The 21,015-nt window shown below is 68.3% G+C and carries 14 protein-coding genes and 1 pseudogene; 10 read left to right on the top strand and 5 right to left on the bottom strand.

The window, feature by feature from the left end:
• Positions 1-492: 492 nt before the first annotated feature.
• On the bottom strand, positions 493-624 hold the full coding sequence (locus FGX59_RS39295) for a hypothetical protein (protein WP_255471569.1): 132 nt from the start codon (positions 622-624) through the stop codon (positions 493-495).
• A 638-nt stretch (positions 625-1,262) separates the two neighbouring features.
• Here FGX59_RS39295 and FGX59_RS10765 point away from each other — a divergent pair.
• From FGX59_RS10765 to FGX59_RS38650, 7 genes and pseudogenes are all read left to right on the top strand, one after another.
• A complete protein-coding gene (locus FGX59_RS10765) occupies positions 1,263-2,330 on the top strand; it encodes a LacI family DNA-binding transcriptional regulator (RefSeq protein ID WP_171060603.1) in 1,068 nt (355 codons plus the stop codon).
• 26 nt (positions 2,331-2,356) lie between these two features.
• Positions 2,357-3,616, top strand: coding sequence for a sugar ABC transporter substrate-binding protein (locus tag FGX59_RS10770; protein WP_206078334.1), 1,260 nt, complete (start codon positions 2,357-2,359; stop codon positions 3,614-3,616).
• A gap of 10 nt (positions 3,617-3,626) precedes the next feature.
• Positions 3,627-4,532, top strand: a complete 906-nt coding sequence (locus FGX59_RS10775; protein WP_138466542.1) for a carbohydrate ABC transporter permease — start codon at positions 3,627-3,629, stop codon at positions 4,530-4,532.
• Positions 4,529-5,371 (top strand): carbohydrate ABC transporter permease, encoded by an 843-nt coding sequence (locus tag FGX59_RS10780; protein ID WP_138466543.1) that lies wholly within the window; start codon positions 4,529-4,531, stop codon positions 5,369-5,371. Before FGX59_RS10775 ends, FGX59_RS10780 begins: the two co-directional genes overlap by 4 nt.
• A 6-nt stretch (positions 5,372-5,377) precedes the next feature.
• The gene (locus tag FGX59_RS10785; protein WP_138466544.1) at positions 5,378-6,994 is read left to right on the top strand and encodes an FAD-dependent oxidoreductase; all 1,617 of its coding nucleotides are present in this window, start codon (positions 5,378-5,380) and stop codon (positions 6,992-6,994) included.
• Between the two features lie 24 nt (positions 6,995-7,018).
• Positions 7,019-8,080: an ABC transporter ATP-binding protein gene (locus FGX59_RS10790; protein WP_138466545.1), complete on the top strand. Its 1,062-nt coding sequence runs from the start codon at positions 7,019-7,021 to the stop codon at positions 8,078-8,080.
• Between the two features lie 786 nt (positions 8,081-8,866).
• Positions 8,867-9,628 (top strand): annotated as a pseudogene (locus FGX59_RS38650) (IS5 family transposase); the annotation flags it as partial.
• A gap of 24 nt (positions 9,629-9,652) precedes the next feature.
• Here FGX59_RS38650 and FGX59_RS10795 read toward each other — a convergent pair.
• From FGX59_RS10795 to FGX59_RS10805, 3 genes are all read right to left on the bottom strand, one after another.
• Positions 9,653-9,850: a hypothetical protein gene (locus FGX59_RS10795; protein WP_138466546.1), complete on the bottom strand. Its 198-nt coding sequence runs from the start codon at positions 9,848-9,850 to the stop codon at positions 9,653-9,655.
• A 1,167-nt stretch (positions 9,851-11,017) separates the two neighbouring features.
• The gene (locus FGX59_RS10800; protein WP_138466547.1) at positions 11,018-12,223 is read right to left on the bottom strand and encodes an IS256 family transposase; all 1,206 of its coding nucleotides are present in this window, start codon (positions 12,221-12,223) and stop codon (positions 11,018-11,020) included.
• A gap of 794 nt (positions 12,224-13,017) precedes the next feature.
• Positions 13,018-15,039: a TonB-dependent receptor gene (locus FGX59_RS10805; protein WP_171060604.1), complete on the bottom strand. Its 2,022-nt coding sequence runs from the start codon at positions 15,037-15,039 to the stop codon at positions 13,018-13,020.
• A 322-nt stretch (positions 15,040-15,361) separates the two neighbouring features.
• Between FGX59_RS10805 and FGX59_RS10810 the strand changes: the two genes are divergently transcribed.
• Positions 15,362-16,132 (top strand): IclR family transcriptional regulator, encoded by a 771-nt coding sequence (locus tag FGX59_RS10810; protein ID WP_138466549.1) that lies wholly within the window; start codon positions 15,362-15,364, stop codon positions 16,130-16,132.
• On the opposite strand, the gene FGX59_RS10815 is transcribed toward FGX59_RS10810, so the two are convergent.
• Positions 16,122-16,829: a DnaA N-terminal domain-containing protein gene (locus FGX59_RS10815; RefSeq protein ID WP_138466550.1), complete on the bottom strand. Its 708-nt coding sequence runs from the start codon at positions 16,827-16,829 to the stop codon at positions 16,122-16,124. The genes FGX59_RS10810 and FGX59_RS10815 overlap by 11 nt on opposite strands.
• A gap of 378 nt (positions 16,830-17,207) precedes the next feature.
• On the opposite strand from FGX59_RS10815, the gene FGX59_RS10820 reads away from it, so the two are divergent.
• Both FGX59_RS10820 and FGX59_RS10825 read left to right on the top strand, forming a co-directional pair.
• Entirely contained in the window at positions 17,208-18,521 is a 1,314-nt protein-coding gene (locus FGX59_RS10820; RefSeq protein WP_138466551.1) for an AAA family ATPase, read from the top strand.
• Positions 18,514-19,590, top strand: a complete 1,077-nt coding sequence (locus FGX59_RS10825) for a ParB N-terminal domain-containing protein (protein WP_138466552.1) — start codon at positions 18,514-18,516, stop codon at positions 19,588-19,590. Before FGX59_RS10820 ends, FGX59_RS10825 begins: the two co-directional genes overlap by 8 nt.
• The last annotated feature ends 1,425 nt before the right edge of the window (positions 19,591-21,015 follow it).

Genomic DNA, 21,015 nt, shown 5'->3' on the forward strand with positions numbered 1-21,015 from the left:
TCGCGACCGCAAGCTTGTCCCTGGACATATCAATTCCGGCGCAGATCGTTCCATGGGCGTTCCGCATGTCGTCCTCCATCGCAAACGGACGGCCCCCGCCGCCCCGCGATCAGGATGCAGACTGATCCGGCAGGGCCGGGCCGGTGAGAAAGACATGCGGTCTTGGTGGGTGGCCTCCTTGATCGCTGGTTGCATCCGCCCGACCTGGCCGTTCGTCCGGGGATGACTGATCTTCGCCTGCCGGTGGTCTTTGCCGGTCTCTTGACAGACCCTGCCGGACACGGGGGCCATTGCCTGGCAGTCCCGTTGACGATTGGCAAGTTAAACGCTGTCGCCAATAGGCGCTCGGAGCAATTGCGCGACAATGCCCAATTCCACGCGGGGGTGCCCAGTCGGGCAAGCCTCGGATCTCCGCTTCGGCTTGTCGTCCTTTACATCGGGCAGCCGACTGATCCCGCGGCGCTGCAGTCAGCAGTGCAGAGAATGAGCGCGTCAGCCGCGGTTTGGCGGCTGCAAGGCATAGTGGCGGTCGTCCAGAGGCAGAAACGCATAGCGCCGGAACGCTGCTGCCGCAGTTTCTTCTTCCGGGTCGAGAGCGGTTGATCTCACCTTGCGGGGTTCCATCCGGGCATCCTCGACGCGCCCCGCCCCGGTGGTGCAGATGGCTGCCCAGCGGCCTCGGTGCGCGACCAGAAGCGAACTGCGGCCGGGCTCGGGCGCGACCGCGCGCTTGACCACTCCGAAGCGGCAGAGCCGCCGTTGACCACCTGCCACGACCAGGGTCCCGGGCCTTTCACTGGCTCGCGGACACCTTTCCGCCTCCCGCTCCTCCCGACGCGCCCGCCGGGTCCCGGTGCCATGGCGATCGGCGATACGCCGGAGGCAGAAAGACCTGGCCGCGACTTTTTCCGTCCTGCGAGTCACGTGCCGGGCATCGCCGGACCGGAGACCGCCCCGCGATCTGCGGCCCGAATGTGAGCATCCCGTGCCGGGCGGTTTCGTGGGGCATGCCGACGCCGCGTCCCGCCTGCCGCTCCTCCCCTTGCGCAGGCCAAGAGCGCCTGGGGCAGCCATCCGCACCGCGCAGATGGCGGCGCCGCCGACCATGTTCCGATCACCCGCCCGGCGATAGTGCAGGCAAACGACAGCTCCATCCGGAGAATTGGCGCGGCACCAGTCTCATTCGGTCCCGTCTCGCAAAAATCGCGGATTGCCTTCGGCCATTCCCCATGATAAAGCGCTTAATCAGGGAGGAAATGCAGGTGGCAATCAGCTCAACCAGCGGAAGGCGCCGGGTCACGCAAGCCGATGTCGCGCGCCTGGCCGGCGTTTCGACGGCAGTTGTCTCGGCGATTCTGAATCCCAATAGCGCGACCGGCGTCCGCGTCAGCCAGGAGACGGCCGAACGGGTGCGGAAGGCGGTTCGCGAACTGGGCTATTCGCCCAACCTGGTCGCGCAATCGCTCGCCCGCGGGAAGCGGAACATCCTCGGCGTCTTCACCTACGAGCCGGTCTTTCCCTCCGAACGGGGCAACTTCTTCTACCCGATGCTGCGCGGGATCGAGATGCAGGTGTCCGGCGCGGGCTACGACCTGCTTCTGTTCACGTCGGCGCAGACGGATGACCGGCCGCGGCAGATCTTCGCCGGCGGGTCGAACCGCCTCGGGGTTGCCGACGGGGCGATCCTGCTGGGACAGGAACCGGATTCAAGCGAACTCGAGCGGCTCGTCGACGAGGGCTTCCCTTTCGTGACGGTGGGGCGGCGCCATTCCGGGCGCGTCGAGCTGAACTGGGCGGCGGCCGGCTACGCGGAGGCGACCGCCGGGATCGTCCAGCACGGCCACGAGCGCGGCCATCGCCGCATTGCCTTTCTCGGCGGCGTGACCATCCGCGAACAGCAGCTGGACCGGGAGACGGGATTCCGGTCCGCGATGCAGACGCTCGGGCTGGATGCGGGCCCGGACTGCTGCTGGCACATCGATCCGGAGGCGATGGACGCGGACTGGCTGGAGAACGCCCTCGGCCAGGGCGTCACCTTGATCCTCGCGGAGACGCTCGGACATGCAGAGCGGGCGGAAGACCTGCTGCGGGCGCGGGGGCTGTCCGTCCCGGATGATCTGTCCATCGCCGTTCTCGGAACGCCGCTGGAAGATTCCAAAAGCATCTCGCGATGGACCCATTTCGAGGTTCCGCGCGAAGAGATGGGCCGGGAGGCCGTGCGCCTGCTGCTGGCCCAGCTCGACGGCCGGCTGAGGGGCCCGGCGCAGACGACGCTGCCTTGCAGCTTCATTCCGGGCGGAACGCTGCGCCGGATCGACAGCGCTCACTGACATGAAAATCCAGGGGAGGAGAAACCATGGAACGACACGACAGGATGATAAAGCGCTTAATCGGCGCGAGTGCCCTGATGGCCGGCATGCTCGGGACCACGGCCATGGCCGAGGAGCTTCGCTTCACCGTCTGGACCGGGAGCGACGCGCATCTGGCGATGCTGGACGGGATTGCGGCCAGCTATACGGAAAAGCACCCCGATGTGACGGTCCGGTTCGAGACCATTCCCTTTGCCGACTACGTGCAGAAGATCACCCTGCAACTGGCTGGCGGCAACCCTCCGGATCTCGGCTGGCTGCTGGAGAACTCCGCCCCGACCTTCGTGGATGCGGGCGTGCTGCTGGATGTGTCGGATACACTGAAGGACACGGACGGGTATGACTTCGACGACCTGTCCCAGGCGGCGATGGGGCTGTGGCAGGAGGGCGGCGCCGTCTACGGCGTGCCGTTCTCGACCTCGCCCTTCATCATCTACTACAATGCCTCCCTCTATGACGCCGCCGGGCTGGAGCACCCGGACGTGCTGGCCGCGAAGGGCGAATGGACCTGGGAGCGGCTGAAGCAGGACGCCGCAGCGCTGGCCGATGCCGAGGAGGGGGTCTGGGGGTTCCAGAGCGTCGACGGCCAGGGCTATGGCGGACGGGTCATCCACACGCTGATCCCGATGATCCGCTCCTATGGCGGCGCGGCATGGGAAGATGGCACCTGCGGATTGTCGAGCGACGAAGCCGTCGAGGCGGTCGCGCTCTATCACGACATGATCTTCAAGGACCGCTCCGCAGTGCCCCCGGGCGAACAGGGCGACTTCTTCACCGGCAATGCCGCGCTGACCGTCACCCAGCTCAGCCGGGTCTCCAAGCTGTCGGATGCCGGGTTCGACTGGGGCATCGCCCCCCTGCCCTCTGGACCGGCAGGGGCGGTCTCGGTCATCGGCCAGGCAGCCGTCGTGGCCTTTGCGCAAGGCAGCCAGACAGAGCTGGCGGCCGATTTCCTCGCCCATATGACCCGCCCCGAAAACGTCGCCGTCATGGCGGAATTCTTCCCGCCGGCCCGCTTGTCGGTCCTCGAGGACGAAGCCTTCCTGTCGAGCAACGCCGCGGTCACGTCGGCGCAGATGAAGATCGTCGCCGAGGGCATCGCCAATGGCTCGGTCGCGCCGGGGCACATCGCCTATCCGCAGATCGAGTCCGCCATGCGGCCGAAATTCGACGCGCTGTGGAAGCCGGATGCCGATGTGAAGGCGGTTCTCGAAGACGTTTGCGCAGCAATCGAACCGCTGCTCTGAGGCCGGTGCGATGAAAGCTGCGGCCATCCGGCCACCGATCCCGCTGCGCACGCGCGAGGCGCTGGTCGGATGGCTGTTCGTCAGCCCCGTCACCATCGGCTTCCTGATCTTCTTCGTCGGGCCGCTGATCGCGGTGCTGGGCTACTCGCTGACGGAGTGGAACCTGCTGTCGCAGCAATCCAGCTTCGTCGGCATGGACAATTACGCCGACGCGCTCGGCCGGAACCCGGAGTTCTGGACGGTGCTGCGCAACTCGCTGGTCTTTGCCGCCGGGCTTGTTCCCTTGAACATGGTCCTCGCGCTGACCCTCGCGGTGGCCCTGTCGCGCCCGTTCCGGGGGGTCGTGATCTTCCGGACGGTCTTCTTCGCGCCGGTGGTCACGGCCGCGGTTGCCTGGGCCATTGTCTGGACCTTCCTGCTGCAGGGCGAGAGCGGAGCGGTCAACCAGGGGCTGGCGCTCCTGGGCATCGACGGGCCGAACTGGCTGCGGCATCCGGACTGGGCGATGTTCGCGGTGATCGTCACCCGCGTGTTCAAGACCGTCGGGCTGAACATGATCCTCTACATCGCCGCCCTGCAATCCATCCCCCGCGACTACGAGGAAGCGGCGCGGCTGGAGGGCGCCTCGGGCTGGCAGGTGTTCCGCATGATCACCTGGCCGCTTCTGGCGCCGACGACGCTCGTGATCATGGTGATCACCGTCGTGGGCTCGCTGAAGGTGTTCGACCATATCTACCTGATGACCGAGGGCGGGCCGGAGAACGGCACGCTGGTGCTGGCCTTCTACATCTACGAGCAGGCCTTCGAGTTCTTCCATGTCGGCTATGCCGCCGCCCTGGCGGTGATCCTCTTCCTGCTGATCGCGCTGCTCACCGTCACCCAGGTCATGCTCAAGCAGCGGGGGGGCCCCAGATGACCCGTTTCCGGTCGCCGGCCGTCCGCGCCTGCTGGTACCTGTCGCTCGCCATCCTCGCCGTGCCCTTCGTCTTCCCCTTCCTGTGGATGCTCTCGAGCGCGGTGAAATCCCAGGCGGAGATCTTCTCGCCCGCGCTCTCTCTGCTGCCGGAGACCTGGCACTGGGAGAACTACGCCGAGGTGTTCCGCTACCAGCCCTTCGCGCGCCAGTACGCCAACTCGCTCTACATCGCGGGCCTGGTCACGGCGGGCACGCTCTTCATCTCGTCGCTGGCGGGCTATGCGCTGGCCCGCATCCGCTTCGCCGGCAGCGGCCTGCTGCTCCTGGTGCTGATCTCCGCGCTGATGATGCCCGAGGAGGTCACGATCATCCCCAACTTCTTCCTGATGAAGCAGCTGGGCCTGATGAACACGCACATGCCGCTGATCCTGCTGCCGATGTTCGGGTCGCAGGGCGTCATGGCGACCTTCCTGATGCGGCAGTACTTCACCGCGCTGCCGCCGGAGCTGGAGGAGGCCGCGCGGATGGACGGGCTGTCCCGGTTCGGCATCTTCTGGAAAGTGGCGCTGCCGCTCTCGCGGCCCGCGCTGGCGGCGGTGGGGATCATCACCTTCCTCTACTCCTGGAACCTGTTCCTCGAGCCGCTTGTCTTCCTGAGCGATATCGAGCTCTTCACCCTTCCGCTCGCGCTCTCCAACTTCACCGACGCCTACGGATTGCCGCTCTGGCACCTGCAGATGGCGGCGACCAGCCTGGCCGTCGTGCCGATCCTGGTCGTCTACATCGCCGCACAGCGTCAGATCGTCGAAAGCTTCGCCCTCTCGGGCGTCAAGGGATAGCAGACCATGAAAGACCTCCACGCAGACATCATCATCATCGGCGGCGGCCTGGGCGGCGTCGCCGCGGCGCTGGCGGCGCTCAAGATGGGCCGCAGCGTGATCCTGACCGAGGAATACAAGTGGCTGGGCGGGCAGCTGACCACCCAGGCCGTGCCCCCCGACGAAAACCCCTGGATCGAAAAGGACGGCTCCACGGCCAGCTACCGGCAGCTGCGCGAGGGCATCCGCAGCTACTACCGGCGCCACTACCCGCTGACGGAGACGACGCGGGGGCTTTCTCTCCTGAACCCGGGCAGCGGCAATGTCAGCCCGCTGACGGCGGAGCCGCGGGTCGGCGTGGCGGTGATCGGCGAGATGCTCGCCCCCTGGTTCGGGACCGGGCGCCTGACCGTCCTGCTGGACACGCGGCCGGTTGCGGTCGAGCAGACCGGCGACCGCTTCGACGCCGTCGAGGTCGACAGCCGGGAATACGGCCCGCTCGTGCTGCGCGGCCGCTATGTCATCGACGCCACAGAGCTGGGCGATCTGCTGGAGATGGGCGCGGTCGAGCACGTGACCGGCGCGGAGAGCCAGGCCCAGACGGGCGAGCCCTCGGCGCTGCCCGAGGCGGACCCGATGGACCAGCAGGCGGTCAGCTGGTGCTTTGCCATGTCCTACCACCCGGACGAGGACCACACGATCGACCGGCCCGCCGAATACGACAAGTGGCGCAGCTACAAGCTCGATTTCTGGCCCGACCGGCAGCTGTCCTTCACCGGGCCGGACCCGGTGACCCTCGCGCCCGACACCCGTCCGCTCTTTGCCGGGGACAGCGACGCCGAGGGGATCGAGGACAACTGGCACTACCGCCGCATCCTGCGGCGCCGGAACCATGCAGAGGGGCATTTCCCGTCCGATGTCTGCCTCGTGAACTGGCCGCAGATCGACTATTGCGAAGGCCCCGTCGTCGGCGTTCCGCCAGACGAGGCCAGGCGCCACCTCGAAGGCGCGCGCCAGCTCTCGCTTTCCATGCTCTACTGGATGCAGACGGAGGCCCCGCGCCATGACGGCGGCACCGGATATCGCGGCCTGCGCCCGGCGGGCGAGGTCATGGGCACGCTCGACGGGCTGACCGTCGCGCCCTATATCCGCGAAAGCCGCCGGATCAAGGCGCTGTTCACGGTGACCGAGGCCCATGTTGGCGTGGAGGCGCGCGACGGGCTGGTCGGCGCCGAGGTCTTCTCCGACAGCGTCGGCGTCGGCAGCTACCGGATCGACCTGCACCCCTCGACCGCGCCGCGCAACTACGTGGATATCGCCAACTGGCCCTTCCAGATCCCGCTTGGCGCGCTGATCCCGGAGCGGATCGAGAACCTGCTGCCGGCCTGCAAGAACATCGGATCGACGCATATCACCAATGGCTGCTACCGCCTGCATCCGGTGGAGTGGAATATCGGCGAGGCGGTCGGCGCGCTGGCCGCCTACTGCCTCGATACCGGCGAAACGCCGCGCGGGGTGCGCGAGGCGCCCGGCCATCTCGCGGCCTACCAGCAGCTGCTCCGCCAGCGTTTCGCAATCCCCCTGGAATGGCCGACGCACATCTACCGCACGCCGCGGATGGAACTGTTCGGCCGGGCAGAATGACGGTCCCCGCGAAGGAGAGAAGATATGGCTGACCTGACCCTGACGGGCGTCTGCAAGTCCTTCGGCGCGCTGGAGGTGATCCGCAATGTCGACCTGCAGGTCCGGGATGGCGAATTCGTCGTCTTCGTCGGCCCCTCAGGCTGCGGGAAGTCGACGCTGCTGCGATGCATCTCGGGGCTCGAGGACATCACCGGCGGCACGCTGGAGATCGGCGGCACGCGGATGAACGACGTGCCCGCCGCCAAGCGCGGCGTGGCCATGGTGTTCCAGTCCTACGCGCTCTATCCGCACCTGCGGGTGCGCGAGAACATGGGGTTCGGCCTGAAGGTCCGCAAGGTCGCCAGGCCCGAGATCGCGCGCCGCGTCGACGAGGCCGCCCGCACGCTCAAGCTCGAGAGCCTGCTCGACCGGTTCCCGCGCGAGCTCTCCGGCGGCCAGCGCCAGCGGGTCGCCATCGGCCGGGCGATCGTCGGCCATCCGCAGGTCTTCCTCTTCGACGAGCCGCTGTCGAATCTCGACGCCGAATTGCGCGTCCACATGCGCGCCGAGATCTCCGGCCTGCACAAGCGCCTCGGCACCACGATGGTCTATGTCACCCATGACCAGATCGAGGCGATGACGCTGGCCGACAAGATCGTCGTGCTCCGGGACGGCCGGGTCGAGCAGGTCGGCTCCCCGCGCGACCTCTACGACCGGCCGGCCAATGTCTTCGTGGCCCAGTTCATCGGCAGCCCGAAGATGAACCTCTTCGACGCCGCCGGCCTGGCGGCAAGCCTGCCCGGACACCTCCGCCCGGCATCCGGCGCGGTCCGGGCCGGGTTGCGGCCCGAGGACATGCAGGTGCTACCGGAGGGCGAGGGACTGGTGAGCGGGCGGGTCGAAAGCAACGAATATACCGGCGCGGGCTCCCTTCTGCACCTTCATCTCGACGGATTGGGCCGCTGCCTCGCGCTCTACAACGGCGGGGACGCCCCCGGGGAAGGGGCCGGGATCTCGGTCGGCTTCGACGCGACCCGGCTCTACTGGTTCGACGGGCAGGAGCGGCGCATCGCAACCCGCGAATCCGCTGCCGGGATCTCGACATGAGGCCTTCCGGCAGTGCTTTCAGATCCGGCGATGCCCGGCTGCGGCATGGCGGTGCCCCGCGGCGGTGACGATCCGCCCGGTCCCGAGCATGGAACAGGACGGCAAAGCGGCCAGCAGAACCGTCCCGGGCCCTGCCGTGGCGCGCGGCAAGGGCGGCCGCCATGTCTGGCCGCCGGAGCTGGGCCCGGAGGGTCCCGGACGAAGGCCTGCTCCCGACCAGAGCGCGCCGGGGACATCCGCGCCAATGACAGCATGCTCCGCGCCTGGCTGAAGGACGAACGCGTCCGCCGCGCCTCGCTCCGGCACGCGTCTGCCGGTTGAGCCGGGGTCTCCATGGAAAACGCAGGGGCCACCCTGCCCGCCCTCGGCGTCGTTGCAGACCTCGCCGGATTCCGGGAGTCACGGCGTGAACCCTGTGGTTCAGGACCCCGCCATGACGAAACCCGAACCAGCCCGCCGCCGCACGACGAACGGGATGTCTCATCGTGAGCCATAGATGCGCCACTGGATCGAGCACACTGGCGCACACGCGGAAGCCGGGCTGTACCGGGACATGGCCCGAAGGAGGAGCGCCCAGGGCGTCTACCGCACTTCTCCGGTTGAGGAGGATCAGCACACGGTCCGGGGGAGGCCGGACCGGTCCGCGCCAGCGGCAACTCCTCCGGGGGAGGCTTTGGGGACCGGACGGGCGGCGCCCCGTCCGGCGAATGCAATCCAGGGCCTGACGGGTTGGAGACGCCCAGTCGGCGGCGTTGCGCCAGGCCGGAGAGATCGTCACCGTCAAAAATGGCCGCCCGCATCCTCGAGATGGCAGGCCCGGATTGGCCGGTGCCCGATTTCTCCTCGCTCAGCCGCCGCCAGGAACCCAACGCCGTAGAGGTGTCGAGCCGGCGTGCTACGGGCCCGCCGAACTTGCCGGTCCCTCTCGGGCATTGCTGCGCAACACCCTGCCAGGCAGCGGACAGCGCGGGCATCAAGTTCCCGGACGACGGAGAATGGCCCGCCAGGACGCACGGCAGCTACCGCCAGTACCGCAAGGTCCATCTCGCCTTGCACACGGCAACGGGCGGCATCCGGGCGGTGGAGTCCGCCTCCAGCCGCGAGGGCGACAGCCCTGTCCGTCCCGAACGCCTCGGCCTGATCCCGGACGGCCAGGGGACCGAACCGTGACGGGCGATGGTGCCTTCGACACAGGACGGCGCCATTCGGCGATCCTGGCGCGCGGCCCTACTGGCATCATTCCGGTCCGGAGAAAGGCCGCCTCTGGAGCGAGGACCGCCCCGCTGCGCTGGCGCGCAACGATACCCTGCGGGCCACCCGGCGCCTTGGCGGGACGATACGGAAGAGGTGGCCTGCCCCCCGCGTCCGCGGCCTGATCGAGGCCGGGATGAGCCCCCTAAAATCCTCCGGCGAGCGGAGCGCCGCGAGGCAGCCCCGACCGCCAGACCGCCGAGATCCGCACCCGCGCCGCGCCCGGACCGATGGCGCTTGCCACGCATGCATGCACCGTTTCAACGCCCCGGCGCCGCCGAGGTCGAACGCGTGGCCCGACCTCGGCTCGGGAAAGGCGCATCACGTCCGGATGTCGATTTCAGCACCAATGATGCCGAGGCGGCCCGTGACCCCGGTCCGGGCGGATCCGCGAACGCGCCGCTTGACGCCGCCATGCTTGCGCCTGTGCCACGCGCCTTCGCCCTCCATCTCGCTGCCATTCGGGATCGTCCCCGGACCGGTGGCGGACGCCGCCTCATTGTCCACGCGCAGGAGCAAGGCGCGCTTCGGGCCGCGATAAGAAACGGCCGCATCCTGTATTCGACGGATTTGCGCGGCGACACTGGCGCCGGGACAGGGTGCTGACATCCGGCACGGCTCGCTGAGCCCCGGACCGTTCCAGAAGGCTCGCCACGAAACCGGTCGCCAGAGGGCTCGAACCCGTGGCGTCCCGCTGGTTCGCCCTCGCGGAGCGGCAGGTCAAGGAGCACCTTGATGGTCAGGCAAGCCTGGATGGCGTTCGTCGCGGATTTGATCTTCCTTGCCGCTCTACGCCAGCCGACGGCCATGGCGCCTGGATGGCTTGGCCGCCACCGCATCTCGGGAGGGAGCCGGACGGTCAGCGAGCCGCGCTTCCTCAGCACCTGACGGCACGCGCGCCAGTTGGCGGCATGCTCGTGGCGTCGGTCTATAGCATTGGCTTTACTAAGTAATTCCCTGCCAGAATTTGCGCGACAAGGTCCATTGGATGCACAAGGTGAACCCCCGATCTCCTTCGTGCAACTAGGCCCCTCCGCCCGTTCCGCGACCAAGGCGGTACCCGGCAGGCCCCGTAGCGCGCTCCTCTCTCGGCGCTTGTACGCAATATTTCACCCGAAAACCGCCAGCTTCTGCCGGGCGTCACTATGTCCGGTAAATATGCCAATCTATTCGCCCGGGGCCTCCGCCAAGAGCAGACAAACCTCATGCCCCATCAGCCAGGGGCGCACTCCTGTCGGACTTCTCCCCAACCGCCGAGCGCCTCCGCGGAGCTGGACTCGTTCGTCCCGCGCAAGAGGCCCTGCACCGCAGCCGCCGGAGCTGGCGGGCCGGACTCTTGCCTCTCCCGCCCGCCGACAGCCTCGGGTCATTGGTCGCGCGCATCCAATCTTGCCCTGCGCGACTCTGACCCGGTCCACGGACACGGGACCACTCCGCCAACCCCCCCCATCTGGCAGACAGCCGTCGCCATCCGTCCGGTCCGGCGGCTGGAAAGACGTTTGCTCGGTCGCACGCCTTGGGAACGCCGACACCGACGCGCGATCCATTTCCACGCTGCACTGCGGGTACGGCACCGCGCGCGTACAGGCCAGCGGCTCCGCTCGGCGACGGAGAGAGACATGGCGGCGATGGAGACGATAGCGTCCGTCAAGCTGGTGCAATTTCCCGGATGGCCTGAGGTCATGATCAGGCGGCCTTCGTGGTTATGCTGAGAATGGGGTCGATCTCCTCCTTGTCGATCTGCGCAAAGGCCTCGACCATCATGTAGCGGCTGGCGGTCTGCCATTCGTCGTTTTGCTCGAACAGGACGGCGCCGATGAGGCGCTTGATGGATGCCTCGTTGGGAAATATCCCCACGACGTCGGCCCGGCGTTTCACCTCTTTGTTCAACCGTTCGATGGGATTGCTCGAGTGCAGCTTGGTGCGGTGCTGCCGTGGAAACGTCATGTAGGCCAGCACGTCATCTTCGCTGGCGTCCATCAGGTCCGCGAGTTTCGGCCATCTGGAGCGCAGCTGCTCCGCCACCTTGCGCCAAGTCTCGCCTGCATGGGGGCGGCCGGGCTGGTCGAAAGCCTGCCGGATGGCGGCCGCGACCACCGTATGCTGGCCGCGGGACACATGCGCCAGGGCGTTGCGCATCCAGTGAACGCGGCACCGCTGCCAGGTCGCCTCGAAGACCCGCGATATGGCGGCCTTGAGACCGCTGTGCACATCGCTGATCACCAGCCGCACGCCATCCAGGCCGCGGGCCTTCAGCGAGCGCAGGAACTCGGTCCAGAACGCCTCGGCCTCCGAGGGCCCCAGCCCCAGGCCGATGATCTCGCGCCGTCCCTCGGTGTTGGCCGCGACGGCGATTATGGCCGCCACCGGCACGATACGGCCGCCCTGCCGGACCTTCAGGCAGGTGGCGTCGAGCCAGACATACGGCCATTCCCCGGTCAGCGGGCGGTTCAGGAACTCGCCGACGCGCTCGTCTATGTCCTTGCACAGCTTGGACACCGTGCTCTTGGAAATGCCGCTCAGGCCCATCGCCTGCACCAGCTCGTCGACGCGCCGGGTGGAGACGCCGCCGATCCAGGCCTCCTGGATCACGGCCACCAGGGCCTGCTCGGAGGTCTTCCTGGCCTCGAGAAAGCCGGGGAAATAGCTGCCCTGCCGGAGCTTGGGCACGCGCAGGTTCAGCGTCCCGAGGCGCGCGCCCAGCGATCGGTCGCGGTAGCCATTGCGCCACGTCGTTCGCTCGCCGCTGCGCTCGTGGCGGCCAGCACCGATCAGGCCTTCGACATCGGTCTCCATGATCAGCTGCAGCACGGCCTCGGCGATGCTTCGTAGCAAGTCGCCCTGATCATGATTGGCCATGAGCTCGGACAGGTCCATGTTCGTCTTGGTCATCGGGGTCCTCTTTGGTCCGTGGTTGAAGTCGCCAAACTCCACCTCGACCATACACCTCGGTGACCACCCGGGATCACACCGTCGACGGCGCTGAAATTACACCACGTGCTCGGACACTATCATGAAGACCCGGGGCGGGCGCATGCCGGTTGGGCGCGGCGAACTGACCATCGAGACGCTGGGCATGGCCCCCGTCCCCTGCCCTTCCCGTCATTCGATCCGCTGACGCAAGCGGGCCCGCAGCCGCTGCCGGACACGCGGCGGGTGCTTGCAGCGATGGCGCAGGAGAGGACTTTCCGGGGGGTCCAGCGCCTCCGCGCCCGAAGATCGAGCAGACCGGTCGGCCGTTCGATCTGCGGGACACCCCGCTGGAGCATATCTTCGGCGCGCAAGAGCAAAGGTGGCAGGACTGATCACGGTCCGGGCGCGCCGTGCCGCAATGGCCTCGCGATCTTCCGCAACGCGCGGGCACTTGAACATCGCCGAGGGGACGCCGGACCTGGCGAGGGCGGAGCGGGACCTGCTCCCGGAGCCAAGCTCGGGGAAGACGCAGCACGACCGTTTCGCCCCGGGGCAGGCAGCCTGTCCTCGATCCGCGCCGCGGGCGGCGAAACGGCTGATGCAGACAGCCTCCGCGGAAACTCGGCTGGGATCTCCGCCGGAGCGGAGCGGCTCTCCCCGTCCCGGGGCCAGCGCCTGAGGCTCGCAGGACCCCACCGCGCTCTGTCGACAGAACGCCGGAGGCCGGGCCCGGCAGGACACGCGGGCGGGACCCAGCCCGCCCGCGCGCAGGATCAGAAGGTCGCCTTCAGCCCGATGCCGAAGACCCGCGGCATGGTCATCTTGCCGACCGTGCCGCCGACCGAACGGTCGGTGACCAGGTAGGTCGCCGTGCGCTCGTCCAGCAGGTTGTCGACATAGCCGTAGACCTGGAACCGGTCGTTGATGTCGTAGGCGGCGCGGACATCGACCAGCGTGTAGTCGTCGACCTCGAATTCCGGCGTGTTGGTGTCGTCGGAATAGTAGCCGTCGATATGGCGGATCTGCCCGCCGAGGGTCAGCCCCGGCAGCGCCTCCCAGTCGGCCCCCAGCGTCAGCGTGTAGCTCGGCGCGTTGGCGAAATCGCTGCCCTCGTATTCCACGCCCATCGCATCGGTGAACTCGCCCAGCTCGGTCCACATCAGGCCCAGCCCGGCCGAGACCCGCACCGTCGGGATCACCTGGTAGGCCATGTCCGCCTCGAGCCCGTAGGAGGTCGCGTCATCGGCATTGACGACGACCGTGCCCGACTGGGTGGTGCCGCGGTATTCCGGCAGCTGGCGCTGGGAATTCTCGGCCTCGGTGTAGAACAGGTTGCCGTTCAGCTGCATCCGGCCGTCCATCAGGTTGGCGCGGGCGAAGAGCTCGTAGTTCCAGGAGGTCTCCTCCTCGAATTCCAGGTACTCGCCGGAGATGAAGCTGAGACTCACGCCGCCGGGGTTGTAGCCGCGCGAGATCAGGCCGCCGACGGTGACATCGGGCGTCGCCTCGTAGGCCAGCGACAGCCGGGGCAGCCATTCGTCGAAGCTCTCGTCATAGTCGAGATCCTCGATCGCCACGCCGTTGCCGACATGGCCTTCGCGGCTGATGTCGTCGCGCTGGTAGCGCAGCCCGCCCGAGACCGACCAGCGGTCGGCAAAGCGCCAGGTGACTTCCGAGTAGATCCCGAGGCTCTCCTTGGTGTCGTCGAATTCGGTGACGCCGCCGTAATAGGAGGGCGAGAGGTTCAGCCATTCATCCGCGTCGGTCTTGGCGACATAGACGCCGGCCACGCCGCTGATCGTCGAGACCTCGTCGCCGAAGACCAGCCGGGTCTCGTTCGAGATCGTGTCCATGTCGGTGCGCGCCGTGCCCGAGGTGTCCGGCTCGGTATAGCGGTCGGCAACCAGGTCGGAATAGACGAACTGGTTGATCAGCTTCGCGCCGTTGTCGAATTCGTAGCTGGCGTCGAGCACGCCGTAGGTGGAGTCGATCTTCTGGCTCGGCATGCTGGAGGTGGCGTTCTCCAGGTCGTCCCAGTCGCTGGGATCGCCGGAGGAGGCCTCCCAGGTCGGCACGTTCGACTGGATGTCGGCGATGGTCAGCTGCACTTCGAGCTGCGGCATCGCCTCGGGCTTCCACAGGATCTTGCCGCGGGCGGTGCGGGACTCGAAATCCTGGTCGGTCTTGCCTTCCTGGAAATCCGGATTGGTGTAGTCGATGAAGGTGTCGCGCGACTGGTAGTCATAGGTGAAGCGCGCCGCCAGCGAGTTCGACAGCGGCCCCGAGGCCATGACCGAGGCGCGGCGGGTGTTGTAGCTGCCGAATTCCAGCTGCGCCGCCGCCTCGGGGGTGAAGGTCGGATCGGCGGTGTTGACGATGATCGCCCCTGCGATCGAGTTGGCGCCCTGCGCCGAGGTCTGCGGCCCGCGGAACACCTCGATCGTGTCGACATCCCATAGCGAGCCGATGCCGAAGACCAGCTCGTTGTAGCTCAGCACATGGCCGTCGACATTGACCGGCACCCGCGGGATCGTGCCGCCGAAGAAGGCGTTGCGCCCCTCGGCCGGACCGGCGGCGTTCTCGCCGCGGATCACCGGCGCGCCGGTCGTCGCGGTGTAGATGACGTTCGGCACCGAGCCCACCGCCTCGGCGACGGTCGAGGCGCCGCTGCGCCGCGCCAGCGTGTCGGTCGAGATCACGCTGACCGAACTGGCCGTGTCCTCGAGGCTGCGGTCGATCCGCTCGCCGGTGACGGTGATGGTGTCGAGCACCAGGACATCTGGAATGTCCTGCATGCTCTGGCCCCAGGCGGCAGGGGCAAGCAGGCAGGCTGCTGGAAGCAGGCTCTTGCGGAAACTCGGCGGCATGACTGTCCTTTCGACCGAGGAGTCGCTGGCCGATCGGGGATCCGCTGGCTGTCCTTCTTTCTGGTTCTATGGTTGGGAGGCGGACCCGTCTGGCGGCGGCAGCGGCTGGCGGCCCGCGAATTTCGGTTCCAGATTGCAGAATGCGTTCCGTCATGCAATGCAAAGACGACAATTTTTGTCAGGTGTTGCCGGGCCGATACGAGTTGCATCCGGCGCAGGCGACTGCGATGCCGGAGGAGGCAGGTATGACATGACACAGACAGACGACGACCGCCGCCGCGGCGCCACCATCCAGTCGATCGCCGTGGGCGCCCGATTCCTCGAGGCGCTCGCCGCCGCGGACGGTCCGCAGGCGCTCGGCCAGCTTGCCCGGCGCACGGGCAGCGGCAGCTCGACCGCGCATCGCTACCTGCAGAGCCTGGTGCGCGAAGGCCTGGCGCGGCAGGACCCGGCCAGCGGGCTCTACGATCTCGGCCCGTCCGCCCTCGCCCTCGGCATCGCCGCGCTGAAGCGGATCGACCCGGTCGACATCGCCTCTGCCGAGATGCGCCGCCTCGCGGAGGAAAGCGCCGCCAGCGCCGGGGTGGCGATCTGGACGGAGCGCGGCCCGGTGCTGGTGCGCTGGCACCGCAGCGCGATCTTCTCGATCAGCTCGCTGGGGCTCGGGGACATCCTGCCGCTCGACAACACCGCCTGCGGGCTGGTCTTCCAGGCCCATCTGGCCCCGGCGCTGATCGCTGTCGCCCGCGCCAGCCAGCCCGCGGCGTTCCGCGGCAGCCCCCCTGCCCCGGAGACCCTCGCCGCGATCCGCCGCAGCCGCCGTGCCGAACTGACCAGCCATCTGCTCAGCGGCGTCACCGGCCAGGCCGCGCCGGTCTTCGACGCCCAGGGCGGGCTCGCCTGCGTCATCACCACCGTCGCCGATCTCAACCGCATGCAGGGCCCCGGGGAGCGCGAGGCGATCTTCGCCGCCGCGGACCGCATCGCGGCGCAGAGCGGCACCGCCGTCTTCAGCCGCTGACGCCCAGCACCATCTCGGTTTCCGCGCCGAAGGCCTCGGCCACGGCGCCCCGGAGCATCTCGCCGAAATGCGTCTCGATATAGCGCAGCACGAAGGCGCTCTGGGCGGCGATCTCCACCCGCCCCTCTCCGGCGCCGGTCAGCTGCAGCCCCGCGAACCAGGCGCCATAAGCCTCGGGCGCCGCGGCGCGCAGGCGTGCCTGCACCTGGCTCCACGGGTCCCCTGCCCCGTCGGCGGGCTCCGCCCCGCGCAGCTTGCGGAAATCGACGCGCAGCACCTGCGGCCCCTCCTGCGTCACCGGCGCCGCGCGCCGTGCCGCCAGCCGCTCGATGAAATCCGGGCCGACCCGGTCCCAGTGGGGCTGGGACAGCGCGGCCACCGCTTCGGGCACCAGCCGGTAGCTGGCCACCCTGCCCCGGACCCCAGGGCGCAGAACCTCCAGGAGGCCTAGCTGCCCCAGCCGCTTGATCTCGCGCTTCACCGTCCGCTCGGTCACGCCCCAGAGCCGCGCCAGGTCGCGCTGTCCGATGGCGATCTCGTCGCGCTGCCAGTTGTAGCGCGCGGTGATCATCGCCACGAGCCGCAATGCCGTCGCCTGCTCGCCCTGGGAGCCGTGAAGACCCCATAGCGTCAGCGCCGTGAGAATGTCATACTTCCAGACACCGGCCCCCGGGCCGGTGATGCGTGCGCGCTCCATGACAGCGATCTGTCCTATGCCTCAATACGGGACCCTGTTGCCGGATCCTCGATTCCTTGTTTCGGGAAATGAAGCATGAAGTCCTGCAATCTGTCAACGCGGGGGGAAATACGGGAATTCTAATTCCGGATCCGAAAAAGCTGAATCGGAGAGTCTTATAGGAGATAGGGGACACTCTTATCTGTCACCCTATAAGCCCCTGCCTGTCACCAAAATACGGGAATCCCGGGCAAACCTGTCCCCTTTTCGGCTATGGCATCCGTGCAACATCGCGTTTTTCCGCCCGGTGCCGGCAATTACGCGCGCGAAATTGCCGTTTTGCAGTTTCCCGATTTCGCGTTATTCAGAGCACAACGGTAAAAAACACGAGCAGGCATGATGCGAGACCATTCAGACCTCCAGACAATGAACGAGCGCAGCCTCGCACAGCAGTCCGCCGTGCGCCGCGCGACCTTCTCTCCGGCCGAAACGAAGGAGCTGCGCCGCTTCTCCATCTGGGAGATAAGCCAGTTCATGTTCGATGTCGCCGCCGACACGCTGCGCAAGAAGCTGGCCGAGGATCCCTCCCTGCCCCAGGGCGAGACCGAGGAGGACGGCCGCCAGCGCTGGTTCACCCTCGAGGAGATCAACGAGCTGCGCCGCCGCGTGCGCCTGCGCGGCAAGTCGCTGCTGCCGCGCCGCCCCAAGGGCCGCGCCACCCGCATCGCCGTGTCGAACTTCAAGGGCGGCGTCGGCAAGACCGTGGTCGCCCAGCACCTGGCCAATGCCGCGGCGCTCGACGGCTACCGGGTGCTCTGCGTCGATTTCGACCCGCAGGCGACGCTGACCCATTCCATGGGCCTCGTCGAGGTGAAGGAGTGGAACACCGTCTGGGGCATCATGTGCCGCGACCTCTGCCGCGAGGCCGACCGCATCGCCGCCTCCTATGACGACCCCGACGACTGCCCCTACCCCGCCTCCGACGAGCTGCCCGAGGATGTCCAGTCGATCGGCGCGCAGCGCTTCCAGGACTTCATCCAGCCGACCTGCTGGCCGACCATCGACATCATCCCCTCCTGCGCCAACGCCGCCTTCGTCGAGTTCGCCTCGGCGCAGTACCGCTCCATGCACAAGGCCTGGAGCTTCTTCGGCTGCATGGACCGCTACCTGGCCGAGCTGCCCGCCGACCAGTACGACCTGATCATCTTCGACTGCCCGCCGGCCATCGGCTACCAGTCGCTGAACGCCGCCTTCGCCGCCGACATCCTCTATATCCCCTCGGGCCCCGGCTACTGGGAATACGACTCCACCACCTCCTTTCTCGGCCAGCTCGGCGACGCGCTGCAGGACATTGCCGACGGGTTCGACACGCTGGCCGAGGATGCCGGCCTGTCGCTGCCCAAGCGCTTCCGCGACATCAAGCTGCTGATGACCCGCTTCGAGGTGTCCAATCCCCTCCACGCCGCGATGCAGGGCGCCTTCCGCAATGTCTTCGGCGCCGATGTCTGCCAGAACCCGATCGAGATGACCCGCGCGGTCGAGCAGTCCGGCCGCTTCCAGATGTCGGTCTACGAGCAGGACTACCGCCAGATGACGCGCGAGACCTGGAAACGCGCGCGCCAGAGCTTCGACGCCGCCTACCAGGAATTCAAGGCGACGGTCCTCGCCTCCTGGGAGGAAGGCGCCCGCGAGAAGGAGCTGATCGATGGCTGACCGCAACAAGTTCGGCTTCGACGCCCTCGATACAGGCCTGCCCTCCAAGCGCCGCGAGCGCTCCGTCGGCCCGATGGGCGCCGCCGTGCGCGAGGCGGCCCAGAGCCTGCAGGAGACCACCGAGGCCAAGGTCGAGCAGCGCCGCCGCAATGCCGAGGATGCCAAGGCCTTCCGCGAGGCCGAGGCCTCGGGCCTGGTGCTGCGCCGCCTCTCGATCGGCGACGTGCGCACCGACGACCTGCCCCGCGACCGGCTGGAGCTCGAGGCCGTCGCCTCCTCCGACGAGATGGAAGAGCTGAAATCCTCGATCCGCGCCCGCGGCCAGCGCGAGCCGATCGAGGTCTTCGTCGACGCCAAGGGCCGCTTCCAGCTGAAGAAGGGCTGGCGCCGGCTGACCGCGCTGAAGCAGCTCTATCTCGAGACCGACGACCGCGCCTTCGCCGAGGTGGTCGCGCGGATCGACAGCGCCGGCGACGAGGACCGCGTGGCGCGCTATGTCGACATGGTCGAGGAAAACGTCGTCCGCGAGGATCTGACCTTCGCCGAGATGGCGCAGGTCGCGCTGGCCGCCGCGCTCGATCCGGACGTGCCCGAGACCGATGCCGAGGCGCTGGTCGCCCGTCTCTACGGCTCGCTCCACAAGATGAAGCGCAGCTACATCCGCAGCTTCGTCTTCCTGCTGGCGGAGCTGGGCCCGTCGCTGCAATGGCCGCGCTCGGTGACCCGCAATCTCGGCGTCGAGGTCGCCCGCGCGATGAAGGCGCAGCCCGGCCGCGTCGCGGGCCTGCGCCGCGCGCTGGCCGCAGTGGGCACGGTCGAGGACCAGGCGCAGGTGCTCTCGGACTTCATCTCCGACCGCCGCAAGAGCGACAAGCCGAAGCGCGAGCGCCGCGAGAAATACGAGTTCCATGTCGGCACGACCAAGGTCACGGCGCGCAAGGGCGAGTGCCGGATCGTCTCGGGCGACGACTTCGCCGACATCCCCAAGGACCGGCTGATGCGCGCGATCCGCGCCTTCGAGGCGGCGCTGCGCGAGGAGGAAGGTAACCCGCGGGTTACGTCGCTCTGAGCCATCCGCCTTTGCTCTGACAGAGGGCGCGGCCGCCGGGGCCGCGCCCTTTTTCGTTCCGGAGCATCCGGCACCGGCGTCTCGCGGAAAGCGTCCCCGCGGGACGCTCCCCCTCGGCCCAGCGTCCCGCGGCAAGGCCAGTCCGGCGCGCGCGGCGGAGTGCGGCACCGGGCAGGCGCCGGTGCAGGATGGCTCCTTCACCGGGGGCGCGTCCTGTCGGCTCCGCGGGGCGCTGGCGCTCGGGGTAACCCGCGGGTTACCCATGCCGGAGACGCCCGGACCGGCTTGGCACATGCAGGGACGCCGACGCTCCGTCCGCCCGGCCGGACCTGTCCCGCAGCGCAGGGCGACGAGCGCTATCGCTCCGGCCGGGGTCCGGGGCTTGTGCGAGGTGCTCCAGCTAGGCGCCCCGCGCTGAGCCCGCCGCTCGCGCCTTTGGCGGCCTCCACAGGCTGCCGCACCAGGCGCGGGGTCTGTGTTGCAAGAGGATCTGAAACCGGCGCAGCCAAGCCGCAGCCAGAACGGCAGACAGAGTTCCGCGGTGGAGCTGGGGATGACGGCAATGCCGCGCGCTGCGACGGGATGGCAGGCGCGGCTCGAACGCATGACTTCGGGAGCTGGCTGCAGGCGTCCGGCGGGAGGCGACGCTGGGGGCGAAGGGCGCAGCACCAGCCGTCGATGACCGCGTGCTCCGGCGACGCAGTAACCCGTGGGTTACGGCCGGGCCTGCCGGTTGCTGGTGGCGGCGGAGCTGCGGATCTGCGGGACGTTGCCTCCAGCCTGTCCGTCCGCTTTGACCGAAGCAGGACGGATGACCGATTTTCTCCACGCTCCACGCTCCACGCTCCACGCAGGCCCGTGCCCGGATCGCGCGTCCCTCGCGGTCAGGCTCCCGGCCCAGTGATGCGGGCTTGCGGGGCGGGTCGGTGGCCATGCGGAACGGCCTGTCAGGGGGATGGGCCCCGGCGCGCATGAGCGCATGCGACCGGATGCCGGGCTGGTGCGACCGGCGTTTCGACCCGGGCGGCCGGGCGTGCTGTTTCGGAGCGGCAGCCGGCCGCAGGGACTGCGGAGAACTGCGCGGCTGCCGTTTGGAGAGGGACCACTCATGGCACTGGAAGGCCCGCGCAACTCCCCGGCGGTCTGAGGCCGAGAGTTGTGGCGGCAACGGGCGTCACTGGTGGCGGGTGGATTGCGAAACCGGCGTAGAGACGGGCAACGGCAGGCCGCCCGGGCTTGGAAGGAAGAGCGGTTCCTTCGTCGAGATTGCGGCTGGGCCAAGCGGGTGGGCGATGGTTCCGGTCAGGAGCAGGAGCAGGAGCAGGAGCAGGAGGAGGAGCAGGAGCAGGAGCGGTGGGTGGCCTCGGGCATTGTGTGATTGCGGTGGCGGCGCGGCGCGTCGGACGTGTCGCGGCGGGCTGGCGT

This window comes from Poseidonocella sp. HB161398, assembly GCF_005870025.1.
Lineage (GTDB): Bacteria > Pseudomonadota > Alphaproteobacteria > Rhodobacterales > Rhodobacteraceae > Mangrovicoccus.

What these genes read in the sequence shown, in the direction of transcription:
- FGX59_RS39295 (WP_255471569.1), bottom strand. Translation starts at nt 624, where the DNA reads ATGGAACCCCGCAAGGTGAGATCAACCGCTCTCGACCCGGAAGAAGAA.
- FGX59_RS10770 (WP_206078334.1), top strand. Translation starts at nt 2,357, where the DNA reads ATGGAACGACACGACAGGATGATAAAGCGCTTAATCGGCGCGAGTGCC.
- FGX59_RS10775 (WP_138466542.1), top strand. Translation starts at nt 3,627, where the DNA reads ATGAAAGCTGCGGCCATCCGGCCACCGATCCCGCTGCGCACGCGCGAG.
- FGX59_RS10780 (WP_138466543.1), top strand. Translation starts at nt 4,529, where the DNA reads ATGACCCGTTTCCGGTCGCCGGCCGTCCGCGCCTGCTGGTACCTGTCG.
- FGX59_RS10785 (WP_138466544.1), top strand. Translation starts at nt 5,378, where the DNA reads ATGAAAGACCTCCACGCAGACATCATCATCATCGGCGGCGGCCTGGGC.
- FGX59_RS10790 (WP_138466545.1), top strand. Translation starts at nt 7,019, where the DNA reads ATGGCTGACCTGACCCTGACGGGCGTCTGCAAGTCCTTCGGCGCGCTG.
- FGX59_RS10800 (WP_138466547.1), bottom strand. Translation starts at nt 12,223, where the DNA reads ATGACCAAGACGAACATGGACCTGTCCGAGCTCATGGCCAATCATGAT.
- FGX59_RS10805 (WP_171060604.1), bottom strand. Translation starts at nt 15,039, where the DNA reads ATGCAGGACATTCCAGATGTCCTGGTGCTCGACACCATCACCGTCACC.
- FGX59_RS10810 (WP_138466549.1), top strand. Translation starts at nt 15,362, where the DNA reads ATGACACAGACAGACGACGACCGCCGCCGCGGCGCCACCATCCAGTCG.
- FGX59_RS10815 (WP_138466550.1), bottom strand. Translation starts at nt 16,829, where the DNA reads ATGGAGCGCGCACGCATCACCGGCCCGGGGGCCGGTGTCTGGAAGTAT.
- FGX59_RS10820 (WP_138466551.1), top strand. Translation starts at nt 17,208, where the DNA reads ATGCGAGACCATTCAGACCTCCAGACAATGAACGAGCGCAGCCTCGCA.
- FGX59_RS10825 (WP_138466552.1), top strand. Translation starts at nt 18,514, where the DNA reads ATGGCTGACCGCAACAAGTTCGGCTTCGACGCCCTCGATACAGGCCTG.